Origin of the sequence: Acidiplasma aeolicum, from assembly GCF_001402945.1 — an archaeon.
Classification (GTDB): Archaea; Thermoplasmatota; Thermoplasmata; order Thermoplasmatales; family Thermoplasmataceae; genus Acidiplasma; species Acidiplasma aeolicum.
This window is the reverse complement of the sequence record NZ_LKBG01000134.1, coordinates 1-15172: the sequence shown is the minus strand read 5'-3', so window position 1 is coordinate 15172 and position 15172 is coordinate 1. Positions and strand designations below refer to the sequence as shown.

General features: G+C 34.0%; 12 protein-coding genes and 2 tRNA genes. 4 read left to right on the top strand and 10 right to left on the bottom strand.

Translation table 11 applies throughout. From position 1 onward, the window contains the following. Positions 1-39: 39 nt before the first annotated feature. Positions 40-2379, top strand: a complete 2340-nt coding sequence (locus tag AOG54_RS09505) for an AAA domain-containing protein (protein ID WP_084795476.1) — start codon at positions 40-42, stop codon at positions 2377-2379. Here AOG54_RS09505 and AOG54_RS03640 read toward each other — a convergent pair. Next, a tRNA-Ser gene (locus AOG54_RS03640) sits at positions 2361-2443 on the bottom strand. The genes AOG54_RS09505 and AOG54_RS03640 overlap by 19 nt on opposite strands. A 23-nt stretch (positions 2444-2466) precedes the next feature. Next, positions 2467-2910, bottom strand: a complete 444-nt coding sequence (locus AOG54_RS03635; RefSeq protein WP_052656892.1) for an Lrp/AsnC family transcriptional regulator — start codon at positions 2908-2910, stop codon at positions 2467-2469. A 93-nt stretch (positions 2911-3003) separates the two neighbouring features. Between AOG54_RS03635 and AOG54_RS03630 the strand changes: the two genes are divergently transcribed. Together AOG54_RS03630 and AOG54_RS03625 are read left to right on the top strand one after the other, a co-directional pair. Continuing rightward, a complete protein-coding gene (locus AOG54_RS03630; protein WP_052656893.1) occupies positions 3004-3963 on the top strand; it encodes an asparagine synthetase A in 960 nt (319 codons plus the stop codon). A 51-nt stretch (positions 3964-4014) separates the two neighbouring features. Continuing rightward, positions 4015-4776: a polyprenol monophosphomannose synthase gene (locus tag AOG54_RS03625; protein WP_055032435.1), complete on the top strand. Its 762-nt coding sequence runs from the start codon at positions 4015-4017 to the stop codon at positions 4774-4776. Here the strand turns inward: AOG54_RS03625 and AOG54_RS03620 are convergent. The 3 genes from AOG54_RS03620 to AOG54_RS03610 form a co-directional block, all read right to left on the bottom strand. Then, a complete protein-coding gene (locus AOG54_RS03620; protein WP_055032434.1) occupies positions 4762-6069 on the bottom strand; it encodes an FAD-dependent oxidoreductase in 1308 nt (435 codons plus the stop codon). The two genes, AOG54_RS03625 and AOG54_RS03620, sit on opposite strands and share 15 nt — an antisense overlap. 204 nt (positions 6070-6273) lie before the next feature. Then, positions 6274-7575, bottom strand: a complete 1302-nt coding sequence (locus AOG54_RS03615; protein ID WP_055032433.1) for an MFS transporter — start codon at positions 7573-7575, stop codon at positions 6274-6276. Between the two features lie 39 nt (positions 7576-7614). Next, positions 7615-9171: an AMP-binding protein gene (locus AOG54_RS03610; RefSeq protein WP_156324187.1), complete on the bottom strand. Its 1557-nt coding sequence runs from the start codon at positions 9169-9171 to the stop codon at positions 7615-7617. Positions 9172-9282: 111 nt separating this feature from the next. Between AOG54_RS03610 and AOG54_RS03605 the strand changes: the two genes are divergently transcribed. Continuing rightward, a complete protein-coding gene (locus AOG54_RS03605) occupies positions 9283-10368 on the top strand; it encodes an alkaline phosphatase family protein (RefSeq protein WP_052656894.1) in 1086 nt (361 codons plus the stop codon). Here the strand turns inward: AOG54_RS03605 and AOG54_RS03600 are convergent. The 5 genes from AOG54_RS03600 to AOG54_RS03580 all read right to left on the bottom strand — a co-directional run bounded on the left by AOG54_RS03600 (position 10355) and on the right by AOG54_RS03580 (position 15111). Then, positions 10355-11575, bottom strand: coding sequence for an MFS transporter (locus AOG54_RS03600; protein WP_055032432.1), 1221 nt, complete (start codon positions 11573-11575; stop codon positions 10355-10357). The genes AOG54_RS03605 and AOG54_RS03600 overlap by 14 nt on opposite strands. A gap of 448 nt (positions 11576-12023) precedes the next feature. Beyond that, a tRNA-Gly gene (locus AOG54_RS03595) sits at positions 12024-12096 on the bottom strand. A 73-nt stretch (positions 12097-12169) separates the two neighbouring features. Next, positions 12170-13114: a diacylglycerol/polyprenol kinase family protein gene (locus AOG54_RS03590; protein ID WP_156324186.1), complete on the bottom strand. Its 945-nt coding sequence runs from the start codon at positions 13112-13114 to the stop codon at positions 12170-12172. 43 nt (positions 13115-13157) lie between these two features. After that, entirely contained in the window at positions 13158-14072 is a 915-nt protein-coding gene (locus AOG54_RS03585; protein ID WP_055032430.1) for a GNAT family N-acetyltransferase, read from the bottom strand. Then, the gene (locus tag AOG54_RS03580) at positions 14062-15111 is read right to left on the bottom strand and encodes an L-threonylcarbamoyladenylate synthase (RefSeq protein WP_048102594.1); all 1050 of its coding nucleotides are present in this window, start codon (positions 15109-15111) and stop codon (positions 14062-14064) included. The genes AOG54_RS03585 and AOG54_RS03580 overlap by 11 nt, the downstream gene beginning before the upstream one ends. Positions 15112-15172: the final 61 nt, after the last annotated feature.

Genomic DNA, 15172 nt, shown 5'->3' with positions numbered 1-15172 from the left:
ATTCAAGCTGTTTTTCAAGTTCTTCAATAATCATACCATTTGAGTCCATTTTTACTTGCCTGTGGCATTAATTATGGCATTAATATAACCCCAGAGGATTTAAACATTGATTATACCAAATTAAACATCAGGCTTAATGAATATTTTTCTAAAAAATACGATTACGATAAAAAATTAGGGGAATTAAAAAAAATTCATGGTGATGGAATTTTGAATACAGACCTGGAAAGGCTGTACAGTTTATTAAAAAATGAATATAAATCTCCATTTAAAAGAATGTCATCATCGTATAAGGAAATTTATGCAAAAATAAGAAATATCTATAATTTTACTGAGAAAAAGGGCTATGGTGAAATTCTGGAATATATTGGCACTGCAAGGGCAATAAAGCTTGAGGGAAATAACATTAAAAAAATCGAATTAGAAATAGGAGACATTAACCATGATAATATAAAGAAGATTGCGTATATATCTAATATTTTAAATAACATTAAGGATAAAAAAATAATAGATGATATCCCTGAAACTTTTAAAATGAAGGATCATGATTTAAATTGTGATATAATCAGGAATTATATATTATTATATAGGGGTATAAGAAACTACAAATTATATTTTGATGATTCAATCAAAATTAATGAATATGATTTAACAAAAATTTACGAAAACATGGGTACCCTGTATAAATTTGACCTTGAAAGATACATAAAATTAGTTGATTTAATGGACAATTTGAACTCGCAGGGCATTAAAATTAATGGCATTCTTGGCACCGAAATACATGACCGTGACATTCTTAACGCATTTAATCACGAGTATTATACTAAGTTCCTAAATTATTATGTAAGAAATGATGAGAACCTTAGAAATTTTAGCTCCAATTCATTCGAACGCCTTATCAAAATGTTCAGGGAATTCGATATAAAGAGAATGGATATATATAAAAAGGGTCTGATTTATTCCCTTTATAAGAGAAAAATTGCGGCAATGGAAAAATATCCAGAGGAGGTTATGGTAATAAAAACAGAGAACGCGAAGAAAAAATTCCAGAAGCCTGTTAAAAAGATATTCGGAGAAATAAGGGATATATTGTTCAGCATTAAGCCATGCTTTATGGCAAGCCCCATAAATGTTAGTTCATACATTGGGGTTAATATAAATTTTGATGTGGTTATATTTGATGAGGCCTCACAGGTAACCCCTTCCGAGGCCGTGGGTTCATTATTCAGATCAGGCCAGGCAATAATTTCCGGGGATACACAGCAGCTTCCACCGACGTCATTTTTCGAAAATGTCAACCAATCTAAATATAACGAAAACTACGTTGTCCTTGATAATATAATGGATCAGTTTGATGCCATTGGTTTGTCAAAATTGTCACTAAAGTGGCATTACAGAAGTGTTGATGACCGTTTAATAGCATTTTCCAACAAATATTTTTATGATAATTCACTTGAAACATTCCCATCTGCATACAAATCATCAGAAAATTCAGGAATAGTTTTTGACTATGTGGAGGGTACATATGGCAGGGGAAAATCAAGAACAAATATTTCAGAGGCAAATGAGGTTGTGAATATAATTAAAAAAGAATATAATTATAACGAGTCAATAGGAATTGTTACATTAAGCGATGCCCAGAGGAGTGCCATAGAGGATGCTGTAACTGAATACTCAAGAAATGATAATGTGCTTGCGGATATGATAAATAATGGAAATCTGTTTATTAAGAATCTTGAGAATGTGCAGGGAGATGAGCGTGATATAATCATTTTCAGCATAGGTTATGGAAGGGATGAAAATGGAAAATTAACCATGAATTTTGGCCCTTTAAATTCTGCCGGTGGTGAAAAAAGGCTTAATGTTGCAATTACCAGGGCAAGAAAAAAAATAATAATAGTATCGTCAATTAAACCAGAAGACATAAAAGTACCGGAAAATGCTGCCGGCAGCGGCCCGGAACTGCTAAGAAGGTACATACATTTTGCGGTAACAGGTGATGGTAATACGGTTAATAAATTCTCAAGCTCTGATGAAATAACAGACGATATCTATGAGGCACTTATAAATTCTGGATTAAAAGTGGACAAAAATGTTGGGTTTTCAAAAAACAATATACCGCTTGGCATAATTGACCCGGCAGATAGAAATCATTACATACTTGGTATAGAAACTGATGGCGACGTTTATTACAGAATGAAAACACCATCTGAAAGGGAAAGAATTAGAAATAATGTGCTTTCAGATCGTGGCTGGAATATTTACAGGGTATGGTCCCTTGATTACATAAAAAACCGGGATGCTGTAATTAGAAATATAATAAATACAGTGAACAGGTTAAGCCAGATAAATGATGAAAGCGCTGGGAGGGAGATTTGAACTCCCGAGCTATTTCAGCACAGGTTTTCCAGACCTGCGCCCTACCAGGCTAGGCTATCCCAGCAACGTATACATAAATACTTTTTTTTATAATATTCTTTCGAATAATGGTATTGTAAGACTCTTCTCAACACCATCCATGGTTCTTAATTTTTCAAGCACAAATGTTGAAAGATCCTTCATTGTTTTCTGTGCTGTTAATATTATTATGTCCCAATCACCGGTAATAATTGATGCTGAAATGACGCTGTCAAGCTTTGCAAGGTTGGCACATAATGTTCTCTGATCTGTTTTTGACTTTGAATCATACTGTATTAATATGTATGCAAGAACAGAATACCCGAGCTTCTCATAATCAAGGTCTACAGTGTACTTCCTTATAAAACCCTCCTTCTTAAGGCGCTCCATCCTCTCAAATATTGTTGCCCTGGGCATCTGCAATGCATTTGATATATCTGAAATTTTATCCCTGCCATGTTCCTTTAAATACTCTATAATTTTAGTATCCTTTTTATCAATACTATCCAACATTATACCAAAATGGCAATTCATTATTTAAATTATTTGTTTTAATAACAGAATTTACACTAAAAGCTTTATAAATTGTAATAATATAAAGTTAATATGGAAATAGCATATAAAAGCAATGATTATGTTAAAAAGGAAGTTGAGCTTGCCATGAAGCACCTTGCAGATAAGAAGGTACAGCATGCCATAAAGGTGCAGAGTTTTATCCGGTCCTATGTGACGGATTTTTTAAGATCAAAGGGCTATATAGAAATATCACCAATTATAATATCACCGCTTACTGACCCACTAAACCATCCTGTATATGATCCAAAGATAAGTGCCTATGGAGGCGATATGTGGATAACAAAAAGCATGATATTCCATAAACAGATAGCAGTTCAGGAATTAAAAAAGATCTTTATAATGTCACCAAACATAAGATTAGAAAAGGAGGAAAAGGCTGAAACAGGCAGGCATCTGTATGAGTTCACACAGATAGATATTGAGGCACTGGAGAAGACAAGGGAGGATATGATGGATCTTGCCGAGGATTTAATAATATATACAATCAAAAGGATAAAGGAGGAGCACCCAGAGGAACTTGAATATTTTGGGCGTGATCTTCCAGATTATCAGAAACCATTCCCAAAAATAACATATGCTGAGGCAGAGGAAAAATATGGAAAGGATTTTGAAAGGATCATTTCAAAGGAATCAAAAACGCCCATATGGCTGATAGATATACCATTAAAGGAAAGGGAATTCTATGATCGTGAGTACCCTGACAAACCCGGAATACTAAGGGATATGGATTTAATATGGCCCGAGGGTTATCAGGAGGCATCATCTGGAGGAGAAAGAGAATATGAGCTTGACAGAATAATAGAAAGAATACATAAAAAGGGGCAGACTGAGGAACAGTTTAAATGGTTCATTGAGCTTGCAAAACACGGAATTAAAATGTCCACGGGATTTGGTATAGGCATAGAAAGATTCACGAGATTTGTGTGTGGATTAGAAAGAATAGAGGACACATCACCATTCCCAAAGATTCCTGGAAAGGTATCATTATAAAATTTTATTTTTTTAAAAAATTTAAATAGCAATTTTTAGATTACCCACCATATGACAACCACAAGTGTGGTTATACCCGCACTTAACGAGAAAAAAAACCTTGAAAGATTAATTCCTGAGCTTAAAAAAAGGAATCTGGATTCCATTTATATAATAGACGATGGCTCTGATGATGGAACTCCAGAAATAAAAAAGAGGTATCCGGATGTGCATTTATTATTCAGGAGTGGCAGGCTTGGCCTTATTAGTGCAGAGCTTGATGGCATGAGGCTTTCTGATTCTGATTATGTTGTTGTCATGGATGCTGATTTATCACACAGGCCTGAGGATATCAATGGCATGATAGATCAGGCAATAAAAACATCGTCTGATCTTGTTATAGGTTCAAGATATACTGAAAATGGTGTCACAGATGATGAATTTATCAGGCAGATTATTAGCAGGTCAGCAAACCTCCTTTTTCATGTTGCGTTTAACATAGATATAAAGGACTGCACATCAGGTTTTAGGGTGTACAGCAGAAGGGCGTGTGAATTTTTGGCCCATCAAATAGATATAGAAAATGGGTATGTAGGCCAGGTGGACATAGTCAACAGGCTTGTAAATAATAACTTCAAAATAACCGAGTATCCTGTAAAATTTGTAAAAAGAACTGAGGGAAAATCAAAATTGAAAATGAGGGAAATCGTAAACTTTTTCCTCTTTGTGATATATAACAGAAAAATAATGAATTATATTTATGGCACAATAATTCTTATAATATTTTTGACGATTCTATCATATCTTGTTGTCCTGCTGTCATTTCACATCTAATTTATCAATGCCAAGGCTTGAGGCTATTATTATTGGATCCCATACCGGCCCATATTCAGGCTCATATCCGAGGTCTGCATAGAACATGTCAGAGACCGAAATTCCTGATGTTATTGCTGCTGCCAGAGTGTTGAGCCTCCATGCCCCGTTATCTTTATCTATTATCTGCGCCCCAATAATTTTTTCCGTATTTTTATTTATTATTATCTTTATATAAACATCGCTGCCATTTAAATAGGCTGATCTGCTCTTTCCATGTACCAATATTTTTTCAGCATTTATATTATATTTGGCTGCAGTTCTTTCATTAATGCCGGTATATCCAACCTGCCATCCAAAGACATTTATTATGGTTGTGCCCAGAGCACCGGGGAATTTACGTGTATCCCTATTTATATTTACTCCTATTGTTCTGCCCATTTTATTTGCAATCTGTGCCAGTGGGAAATGCTGCCTCTCACCGGTTATTATGTTTTTTACGGCAGCAGTGTCACCGCCAGCAAATATATCATAATCAGATGTGTGAAGATAATCATCAGTGCTTATTAGGCCATTAACGGTTTTTAATCCAGCCTCCTCTGCCAAGGAAACATCCGGAATTATGCCTGTTGAGGATATCACAATATCTGCATCATGCGTTCCATATTCTGTTTTTACAGTAAATTTATTGTTATTTTTTGTGACCTCAACAGGAACTGAATTAAATTCTATATTTTTATTATTGGCCAAAACAATTTCTTTTAATATATTTCCAATATCTTCATCCAGGTAGGGAAGTATAAACTCATGCTTTGATATAAGCCTTACATTATACCTTTCACTAAGCAGCGAAAACAGCTCTGTGCCAAGAACGCCTGCGCCTATTAATGTAACATCATGTGAGTTTTCAAGCTTCTTTTTAATATTAATTGCCTCATTCATGGATCTTAAAAAGTAGGTATCCTTAAGCACATCAGGAATTTTTGGTGATGCCCCGGTGGCAATAACAAGCTTATCATAGCTGTATGCAACTGTTCCGGAAAATACTCTTTTATTTACAGCATCTATCCTGTCTATTTTTGTATTTATAAAAACCCGTATTTTCCTTTTATCTGTAAATTCCGTTATTGGATAATGTAAAAGTCTTGTAAAATCATCAAAATAGCCCGCAAGATAGTAAGGCATTCCGCATTCGGCATATGAAACAAAATTGGATTTTTCAAAAACTGTTACATTATAGTCCGGATTTTCCCGTTTAATTTTGGATGCTGCAGACATTCCTGCAGCCCCACCACCAATGACAATGACCTCCATTTTTATTTGATTTTAATTTTGTATAAAAATGTTATTAGAAATCGTCGCCATCGTCATCATCGTCATCTTCATCGTCGTCATCATCATCATAAAATTCAACGAATTTGACCATCTTAACACCCCCTTTTCATAAAGTAACATCTATTATTTATAGTTTTTTAAATAATTTATTGCTATATATTTTTCTAAAAAACATAAAAAATATTAATTTAGTTCTGCATCAATATTGTCTCTTGGAGAAAACATCATGGCAATGAAGCCTGCAAGTGAGCTTGCTATTACCAGTATTACTATTCCAAGGACGCTGTTTTTCATTACAGTTGATAGATAGGTTCCAAGGAATGGTCCAAAGGATGATAACGCAACGCCAAGGTTTATTGAGAATGCAATAAAGGAATATCTCACTGAAGAATCACTGTTTTCTGATAAAAACGCAGGTATAACCGCATATTGAAATGATATTATTAATCCAAGAATTATACCGCTGAATAGAACAAATGGAAGGTATCCACTGTGCAGCAATAATATTACAGGATACGCAAGTATAATCATTACAATAAATATGGATGATATCCATGCCCTTCTTGATCTGACCCTGTCGCTCATGTAACCGGCAATTGGACTGCTGAATAGCCAGACCAGATTTGTAACAAGAACGGCCAGGTCTATTGATGCCGCACTGAGTTTTGTATAAAGCCCAAGATATGTTGGCATGTATGCTATTTCTCCATAGTATATAATTCCGTTTCCAAGTAATAAAAGTGTGCCAACAATAACAAATTTATAGTATTTTTTAAATACATCCACTATTGGAAATTTCACGGTTTTTTCAGCATTAAACACAATTCTTTCCCTTATTTTATATCTTGTTAGAATTGCAATTGCAAGTGGGATGGCACCAAACCAGAACATTATCCTCCAGCCTATTGTGCTGAATGCTGCCCCGGGTGCTATATAAAGTGCTATTTCATTGGCAATTACAGCAAATATAAGCCCAAGTGCTGCTCCCCCCTGCTGTATCCCTGAAAAAAATCCCCTTAAACCCTGCGGGGAATTCTCATTAACTATGGTCTGGCCACCACCCCACTCACCAGCAAGGAAAAATCCCTGTGACATTCTTAAGGCTATCAACAAAACGGTGGCAAGGACACCAACCTGAGCGTATGTTGGTAAAAATCCCATGGAAACGGTTGCTATTCCCATGCCAAGCAGGGAAACAAGCCATATACTCTTGCGCCCAATTTTATCTCCAAAGTGCCCCAGAAATACCGCCCCTATGGGCCTTGCAAAGTATCCAAGAACAAGAGTTCCTAAAAATAATAAAACAGATGCTATGTAGCTGCTGCTTGGAAAGAACAGTGGTGCTATAGTTGTAGTTACATAAAGATAGACAACAAGGTCAAATAATTCAAATCCCCAGCCCAGATTCGCTGAAACTGATATTTTTAATGCATTGGTAAAATCCTCATTTTTATAGCTTTTAAAAGTAACATTCTTTTCTATCATTAAAAAATTTTAGTAAACAATAATATATAAATATTTTTACTATTTCCCGTAATTAATTTCGTTAATTGACGATTTATATTCAATTAGCTCCCTTTTAACAATCGCCCTGGCAATTTTTCCGGTATATGTTTCTGGCAAAAAATCAGAAAATTTTATTAACCTCGGATAGGCATAAAGTGCAAGTCTATCCCTTACATATTCCTTTATAATCTTGTCAGGATTTTGAACAGTTTTGTCCTTTAATACTATTATTGCACCTATAATTTTACCCCTTATATCATCATCTATACCTGCAACTGCAGATTTTTTAACAAATGGAATCTCATCTATTACATTTTCAACCTCTATTGGATTAATTCTGTATCCGGATATCTTTATGATTTCATCGCTCCTATTAACATATTTAATAAATCCATGGTCTGAATATCCAAGGTCCCCTGTCATAATTACATTTTTTATAATTTTTGCATCGGCATTATTATAGCCAATCATTACCACAGGATCTGGAAGCTCTACCCCAATTTCTCCAGTTTCACCCTCATTGCACAGTGTACCGTCAGAATGATAAATATTAACCCTGTGACCGGGCACAGGCCTTCCAGTTTTATCCAGATTATTCCATTTGTACATGTTTATTAGCACCATGTTTGCCTCAGTTTGACCATATGTCTGATTTACCCTAATGCCAAGCCTATCGTGCATGTAATTTATTAATTCAGGTGATATGTATTCACCGCCTGTGAGAATGGACTTAACATTATGATTATATATTTTTCCTGAGGATTTAATCATTCTAATTGCGCTTGGTACCAGAAAAAGGTAATTTATATGAAATAGATTTAAAAAATCGAAAAATTCATCCGGATCAAATTTTTTCCTCTCCCTTATAACAACTGTATTTCCTGTGTATAGTGCAGGCAGCAGGCTGTCAGCAAGACCACCAGCCCATGCCCATTCAGCAGGTGTTGAAAATAAAGAACCCGCATCTGGGAAATCATATCCCATAATCCATGCCGGCATATTCCCTATAACCCACTGATGTGAAAGCATTGCTCCCTTGGGATTTCCGGTGGTACCTGAGGTATAAATTAGCTGTGCCGGATCTGATTTTTTTGTGTTTTCATATGGTTCATTACTGTTTTTGCCGTTAATGCCAAAATCCAGCCCATCTCCAATTTTGATTATATCTATGCTTTTGAACTTTTCCCTGAATTGTATATTACTTATGATTGCCCTTGACCCAGAACTGCAAATTCTGTATTTTATTGCCTCGTCTCCAAAAACTGGTGATAATGCCAGTGCTGTGCCGCCCATTTTATAAATTCCCAAAAGAGAGATGACAAAATCAAATGACTGGTCAAGCAAAATTGAGACCACATCACCCTTTGAAATACCTATTTCCCTTAAAAGTTTTGCAACGTAGCCACTTCTTTCCTTTATTTCCCTATATGTCATTTTCTTATTTTTGTCTATTAATGCAACACCGCTGTTTTTTTCTATTTCTTCAGATATATTTAAATGATCTGGAATGTCAAATTTAAAATCTTTATATATCGATTCATAGTCCATGTCTTTGGCATTTTCTTTAAATAGCATATAAATCAAAATATTTCAAATTATTTAAAATTAATTACGGCATTAAACGAAATATATTATTTTATGTGCAAATACCAACTAAGGATATATATAAAAAAGCAATAATGATTTATGACATTTGTTTATCCTGATTATAAAAAAAACAGCATATATAATCTTGCAGTAAAGTTATCGGATTCTTTAGGTGTAAATACACAAAGGGAACCAATTGATATTAACCTTGAAAAGGATAAAACAATTTTGGTTCTAATTGATGGATTCGGCATAAATTATGTTAAAAGATTGAATATTAATATGAATTACAGAAAAATTACAACAGTGTTCCCATCAACAACAGCAAGCGTTATTACAACATTGTTTACAGCAATGATGCCGGGAGAACATGGTGTAATAGGATACACAAATTATACAAATGACATTGGTGTGATAAACCCCATGAGGTTTACATTTAACGGACTTGATACATCTGAAGCATTGCAGCCAATTAGAAATTTTACAGATGAATATGATATAAAACCATACCTAAAAAATACTGATAAAAAATATGCTGTTATAATGCCGGGAAGGCTTGATAAAACAACATTTACCTCCGTAATGATGGACGGGGATTATTATCAGTATAAGTTCTTCTGGGATTCAATTTACCAGCTGGATAATGCAGCATCCAGGGGTTATGATTTTATATACTATTACATACCATTTATTGATTCACTTGCACATGCCTATGGTACCTATCAGGATTTTGTGCTAAATGCAGCAGATGAAATTATAAACAATGTAAAGAATAGTGTTGAAAAATACAAGGATAATTATAATATAATCATAACAGCGGATCATGGGCATGTACCTGTTTCAGAAAATGTTATTATAAATGACAATAAAGACCTCCTTGAAAGGCTGGATATAATGCCATACGGTGATTCAAGGGCCATGTTTTTAAAAACAAGGCAGGATATTTCAGACCTTATAAAATATGAAAATGTTTCTATTTTTAAATACAATGATATAATTAATAAAAATCTTTTGGGAAATGTAAGTCAAAGGTTTCTGAATAGAGTAGGGGACTATTTACTCCTACCAGAGGATGGGAGGGCTTTAATATATAAGGTTCAGAATAACAGGGATAAACCACTGCTTAAAAGCCATCATGGGGGGCTAACTGAGGATGAACAGTTAGTCCCGCTTATTTATATATAATTTTGCTTGCATTTTTCTGGACCCTGCCCTTATTAGATGACGAATATGAAAAGATTTCGTCATTGCTGTATTTCCAGTATAATGCTACTGATGATACTATCACAGGAATGATCAAAAGGAAAAATGATACAGAATACCCTATTATGCCAACAATATAACCAAAGACGAGTGGAATTATCATAAATAGTATATTATTGTATGCCATGAAATATGAATTTACAGCACTGCGTTCCTCCAGGCTTGAACCTCTAGATATTATTATTGTTGATAATGGGAATACTGATCCATGAGGAATTCCAAGGAGCATCATTACCAGTATAAATGATAAAAAGTTTGGCAAAAATGGGAAGGCTGCAAGTGCTGCCGCCGTTATTATTATTGATATGAGCAATGGTGATTTAATGGAGTTAAATGGACGTACTGTCATAAATGATCTGGTTATGAATGATACTGCAAAGAAATAAATATACGGTGAATAAGCCAGTGCACCTGATATGTGGAATCTGCTTATGGCAAATAGGGTCAGGAAAATGCTGAGTGCAGCAAATGGAACATTATACGTGGTTATGGTTAAAATTGAAATCTTAAGAGACCTATTTTTAAATGCTCTTTTCCTGTTCTCATGTTTGGTCTCGGGGAATTTTATCCATATTGAGGCAATTAGGCCGGCCACTGCTATGGGCACAAAATATAAGAATACCAGTCTGTAATTGTTTGAGGTTATTGACAGTATATAGTCCTCAAATACTGGCCCTATGATTAAACTTAAGCTCAATCCAACTGAATATAGGGATATAAGCCTCTCCCTGGTTTTCTGATCATTTATCAATGATGCTGAGGTAATTAGATTGGGCATCAGCATTCCATATGAAAAACCTGCCAGTGCAGATACAGGCCATATAATTATATAATTTGCAAGGAAATATAATACTAGTAAAACTGTAATTACAATATTTGATATTATAAATAAAAATCTTCTAGGCGATGCAGATAATCTTGGATTTATGTAAAACGTTGCTGAAAATGTAAAGAGGTAAAGCAATGCAGATATAATACCAACAAAGAATTTGGAAAAGCCAAGGTCAATTTTGGATAGCAATGGCAGTGTGGTAATCACCATATTATTTGTTGACCTCATTGCTATTGTCATTACCATTATTATAACTGCCGTAAATAATATACCATTTCTACTATTTTTATTAATCATAATTAATCACGAGATAGTAGTAATTGCATGGCAATACTTAAACTTTATTACTATACTATTGATTTATAAACTATCTATTAGAAAATTACATAAATAATACTATGGCCATTAGTTTCATTGATATTTTTATGATTGCAATATTTCACAGCATACAGAAACCGTGGTTTTGCGCAATTAACATGAATTAAAATTTCATAAATGCTGTTAATAATTCTGATAAGTATTGCATCATATAATATAATTAAAAAGAAACCATGAGGCATTTAACAGGATTAGGGATTTTGTACAGTATTTAAGATTTAGGCATCAAATGGATGATAACTTGCAAAGGCGTATGCTAAAATGGTTAACGGAAGGCATAATCTAAAGTTCAGTTAATTATGGTCACAAAAAGATATGTATTTAATATTAAATAATCACACAATTAAATAAACATTAAATAAAAAAGTGCGAGAGCCGGGATTTGAACCCGGGGCATGACCTTGGCAAGGTCGCGTGTTACCAGGCTACACCACACTCGCTTAACATCTAAAATACATTAGACTATAAAAATTTTGCAGTTAATGCCTTTCTAAAAAAATTATTTTTTAAATATCAGGCCACGGCAAGAATAAAATGGGCTATTATTATAGATACAGGTATTGTAATATTATCGTCTGCTATTTTATTGGATATGCTTTCTGCAAATGTGGCAAAAACTGAATAAAATATTGCAGGTACATAAAAAATGAAAAAAACACCGAAGATAAATGATGGAATGCACATTGCAAGAAATCCACCAACTGACTTTTTATTATTATACACAAGCCTTGGGGTTCTCAGCCTCATACCTATTATTGTTGCAAGGGAATCCCCAACCATTATAAGGAATGCCGCCACATAAAGCACCTTGATGGAACCTATAAAACCCATAACAAGCAAAAAACCTGATGCAAGATACATTGAACCAAGGCCAAGCTTTGTGTTTTCCCTTTCCATTCTGTATACAAGATTAGTAATTCTGTAATCCTTATGCAGATACAGTATATTGCCAAAAAGGTATATTAAGAGCACAGAATAAAGGATTATAACCTTTCCAAAATGCCCGAAAAATACAAAAACAAGAATGGTAATTATACCTGTTCCTATCTGGAAATAGTCTCTGTATGATTCTCTTTTAATATCCTTGCCCTTATGCTCCTCATTTTCCAATCCGTACTTTTTCATGTTCTTATCAAGAAACATCGACATAAGCATTGGCACTGATATTGATATCAAAAGCAATTTTAATGTGGCCATATGGTCCAATGAGGATATTAAAATTAAAATAAAATCTATGGCAAATGGTATATAAAAAAATATTGTGTACAAATATGTTGCAGCTATTAATGAATAAATATATATTGGAAGAAGTACAAAAGATCTTGAAAATAGGAATATAAGAATAATAAAAGGCATGGAAACAAGTAGTTTAATTTTGAATGTTTCTATCTGCTTTAATGATATATATATAATTGTGGCAATAAATAATGCCATGGAAATAAAATCTATAATACTCATAAATGGGAAAACAATAAAATGATTTAATATTTTTGCTTGCCATTCATGGTTTATTAATATAATATATAATCTCTGGAGGGTAGTTATCAAACTTAAACCCTGCATCCCCGTACATTTTATATGCAGTGTTTTTTTCATTTACCCAGAGGTACACATACTTATATGATAGTGCCTTTAACCTGTTTAATGCTGAGTATAAAAGGTATTTGCCGTTTCCCTCATTCCTATGCTCCTTCTTTACAAAAATTGAAAGTATGAAGGCACGGTCAAAGCTTATCTGTGAGGAAAGCACCGATCCAATTACCCTTCCCTTGTTTTTTATTATTAGGGATGCATCATATAATATCTTTCCATATTCTCCATTAAATAAGGAATTTACAGATTCTATTCTATCCTGCCTGATGCTGCTGAACAGAAAGGCATCAGATGAATACCTGAATGCATCATATTCAGCATCTGCATAAATTTCAGATGATATATCCCTTGGGTTTCCTGTTTCGTATTTTGTACTAATTTCATTATATTTATAATCATCCAGATTTAAGACCATTCTTTTTCTCACTGCCTTCTTAAAGCCGATTGACTCAAGGTATTTTTCTGAAATTTCATTTTCATTAAATATTGGATTTAGCATAATCTTTTTTCTCGAATTTTTACCGGCCTCAAGAATCCAGTCAAAAAATACCTTTAATCTCTCATTGTTTATGTATTTCTGGTTCAGGAATCCAATATCAGCATAAATCCTATCATGCTTTTCTACAGAATCCATAATATACCCATAGGCAATTAAATCGTTTTTATTGACCATTATTTTTGATTTTATCTTATTTTCCATCAGGTCTGAAATTATGCCCTGATAATTTGATTTAACATCTATATCAGGATATTTTTTTTGCAGGTACTCTATCTCCTTTTTAAGTATTAAATCCCATCTGATCTTATAGCTTTCAGGACTCATTTAATACTTCATTTATTTTATCTATATTTTCTTTGTCCTTTATTATAAGAAAACTTGCCTTTCTAATTCTGTTCATTAGGCCAAAGCCAATCCCTTTTTCAGGAAATGCCTGAATAACACCATATTTTTTATCACTCTGGTCAAGTATTCTGAAGTCATAAAACAGGTTATGTGCAGCCTCCACAGCATTTTTTCCGAGAACAATTTTATCAAATTTTGCATATTTTGCATTGTCCGCTGAACATAAAACCAGGAATTCCCTGGATCTGTCTGATGATATAAACTCCCTGAATTCTTCTTCATTTTCAATAAGGAATAATTTCTTTGAGGGGGCATAGTGCCGGTATTTCATGCCTGGTGTAAGCGCAATGCTGGATTCCTTATAACCCTCGGCAACAGGGCTTATATATATCTGGCCAAATACCGCCTCAATATCCTCAACGGAATACGCACCAGGGCGTAGAAGACTGTATGGTTTTTTTGTAACATCAAGTATGGTGGATTCCACACCAAATTTTACCCTGCCCGCGTCTATGATTGCATCCACCCTGCCATCAAGTTCCTTTATTGCATCTTTTGAATCAACTATTGATGGCCTGGTTGCTATATTTGCACTGGGTGCGGCAACAGGCACACCTGCAGCCTCTATTAAATCGAGCGCGATTTTATTGTCCGGAAACCTTACACATACTGTATCCATTCCAGATGTGACTATATCCGGTATTACATCCTTTTTCTTTAACAGCAATGTTAATGGAGATGGCCAGATTTTTTTCATTTTTTCTTCAATATCTTTATCAATATAGCATACATTATTTACCATTTCAAAATTTGAAACCGTTACAATTAATGGATTATCTGCAGGCCTTTTTTTGGCCTCAAAAATCTTTTTGCATGCATCTTCTGAATATGCGTTTGCACCCAGACCGTAAACGGTCTCCGTCGGAAAAACAACAGTGCCTCCATTTTTTATTATTTCTGCAGCCCTTTTTATTGATTCATAATATTTATTATCTGAAATATTTAAAATTTCTGTCATTTTATGCTATATTACATTATTTTATTAATACATTATTGACTTAAGAGTATTATATTAATAA

Excerpts from the sequence above, each read along its gene's own strand:
- AOG54_RS03600 (WP_055032432.1), bottom strand. The coding sequence starts at position 11,575 with ATGATTAATAAAAATAGTAGAAATGGTATATTATTTACGGCAGTTATA.
- AOG54_RS03610 (WP_156324187.1), bottom strand. The coding sequence starts at position 9,171 with ATGCTATTTAAAGAAAATGCCAAAGACATGGACTATGAATCGATATAT.
- AOG54_RS03605 (WP_052656894.1), top strand. The coding sequence starts at position 9,283 with ATGACATTTGTTTATCCTGATTATAAAAAAAACAGCATATATAATCTT.
- AOG54_RS03625 (WP_055032435.1), top strand. The coding sequence starts at position 4,015 with ATGACAACCACAAGTGTGGTTATACCCGCACTTAACGAGAAAAAAAAC.
- AOG54_RS03615 (WP_055032433.1), bottom strand. The coding sequence starts at position 7,575 with ATGATAGAAAAGAATGTTACTTTTAAAAGCTATAAAAATGAGGATTTT.
- AOG54_RS03585 (WP_055032430.1), bottom strand. The coding sequence starts at position 14,072 with ATGAGTCCTGAAAGCTATAAGATCAGATGGGATTTAATACTTAAAAAG.
- AOG54_RS03580 (WP_048102594.1), bottom strand. The coding sequence starts at position 15,111 with ATGACAGAAATTTTAAATATTTCAGATAATAAATATTATGAATCAATA.
- AOG54_RS03590 (WP_156324186.1), bottom strand. The coding sequence starts at position 13,114 with ATGAGTATTATAGATTTTATTTCCATGGCATTATTTATTGCCACAATT.
- AOG54_RS03630 (WP_052656893.1), top strand. The coding sequence starts at position 3,004 with ATGGAAATAGCATATAAAAGCAATGATTATGTTAAAAAGGAAGTTGAG.
- AOG54_RS03620 (WP_055032434.1), bottom strand. The coding sequence starts at position 6,069 with ATGGAGGTCATTGTCATTGGTGGTGGGGCTGCAGGAATGTCTGCAGCA.
- AOG54_RS03635 (WP_052656892.1), bottom strand. The coding sequence starts at position 2,910 with ATGTTGGATAGTATTGATAAAAAGGATACTAAAATTATAGAGTATTTA.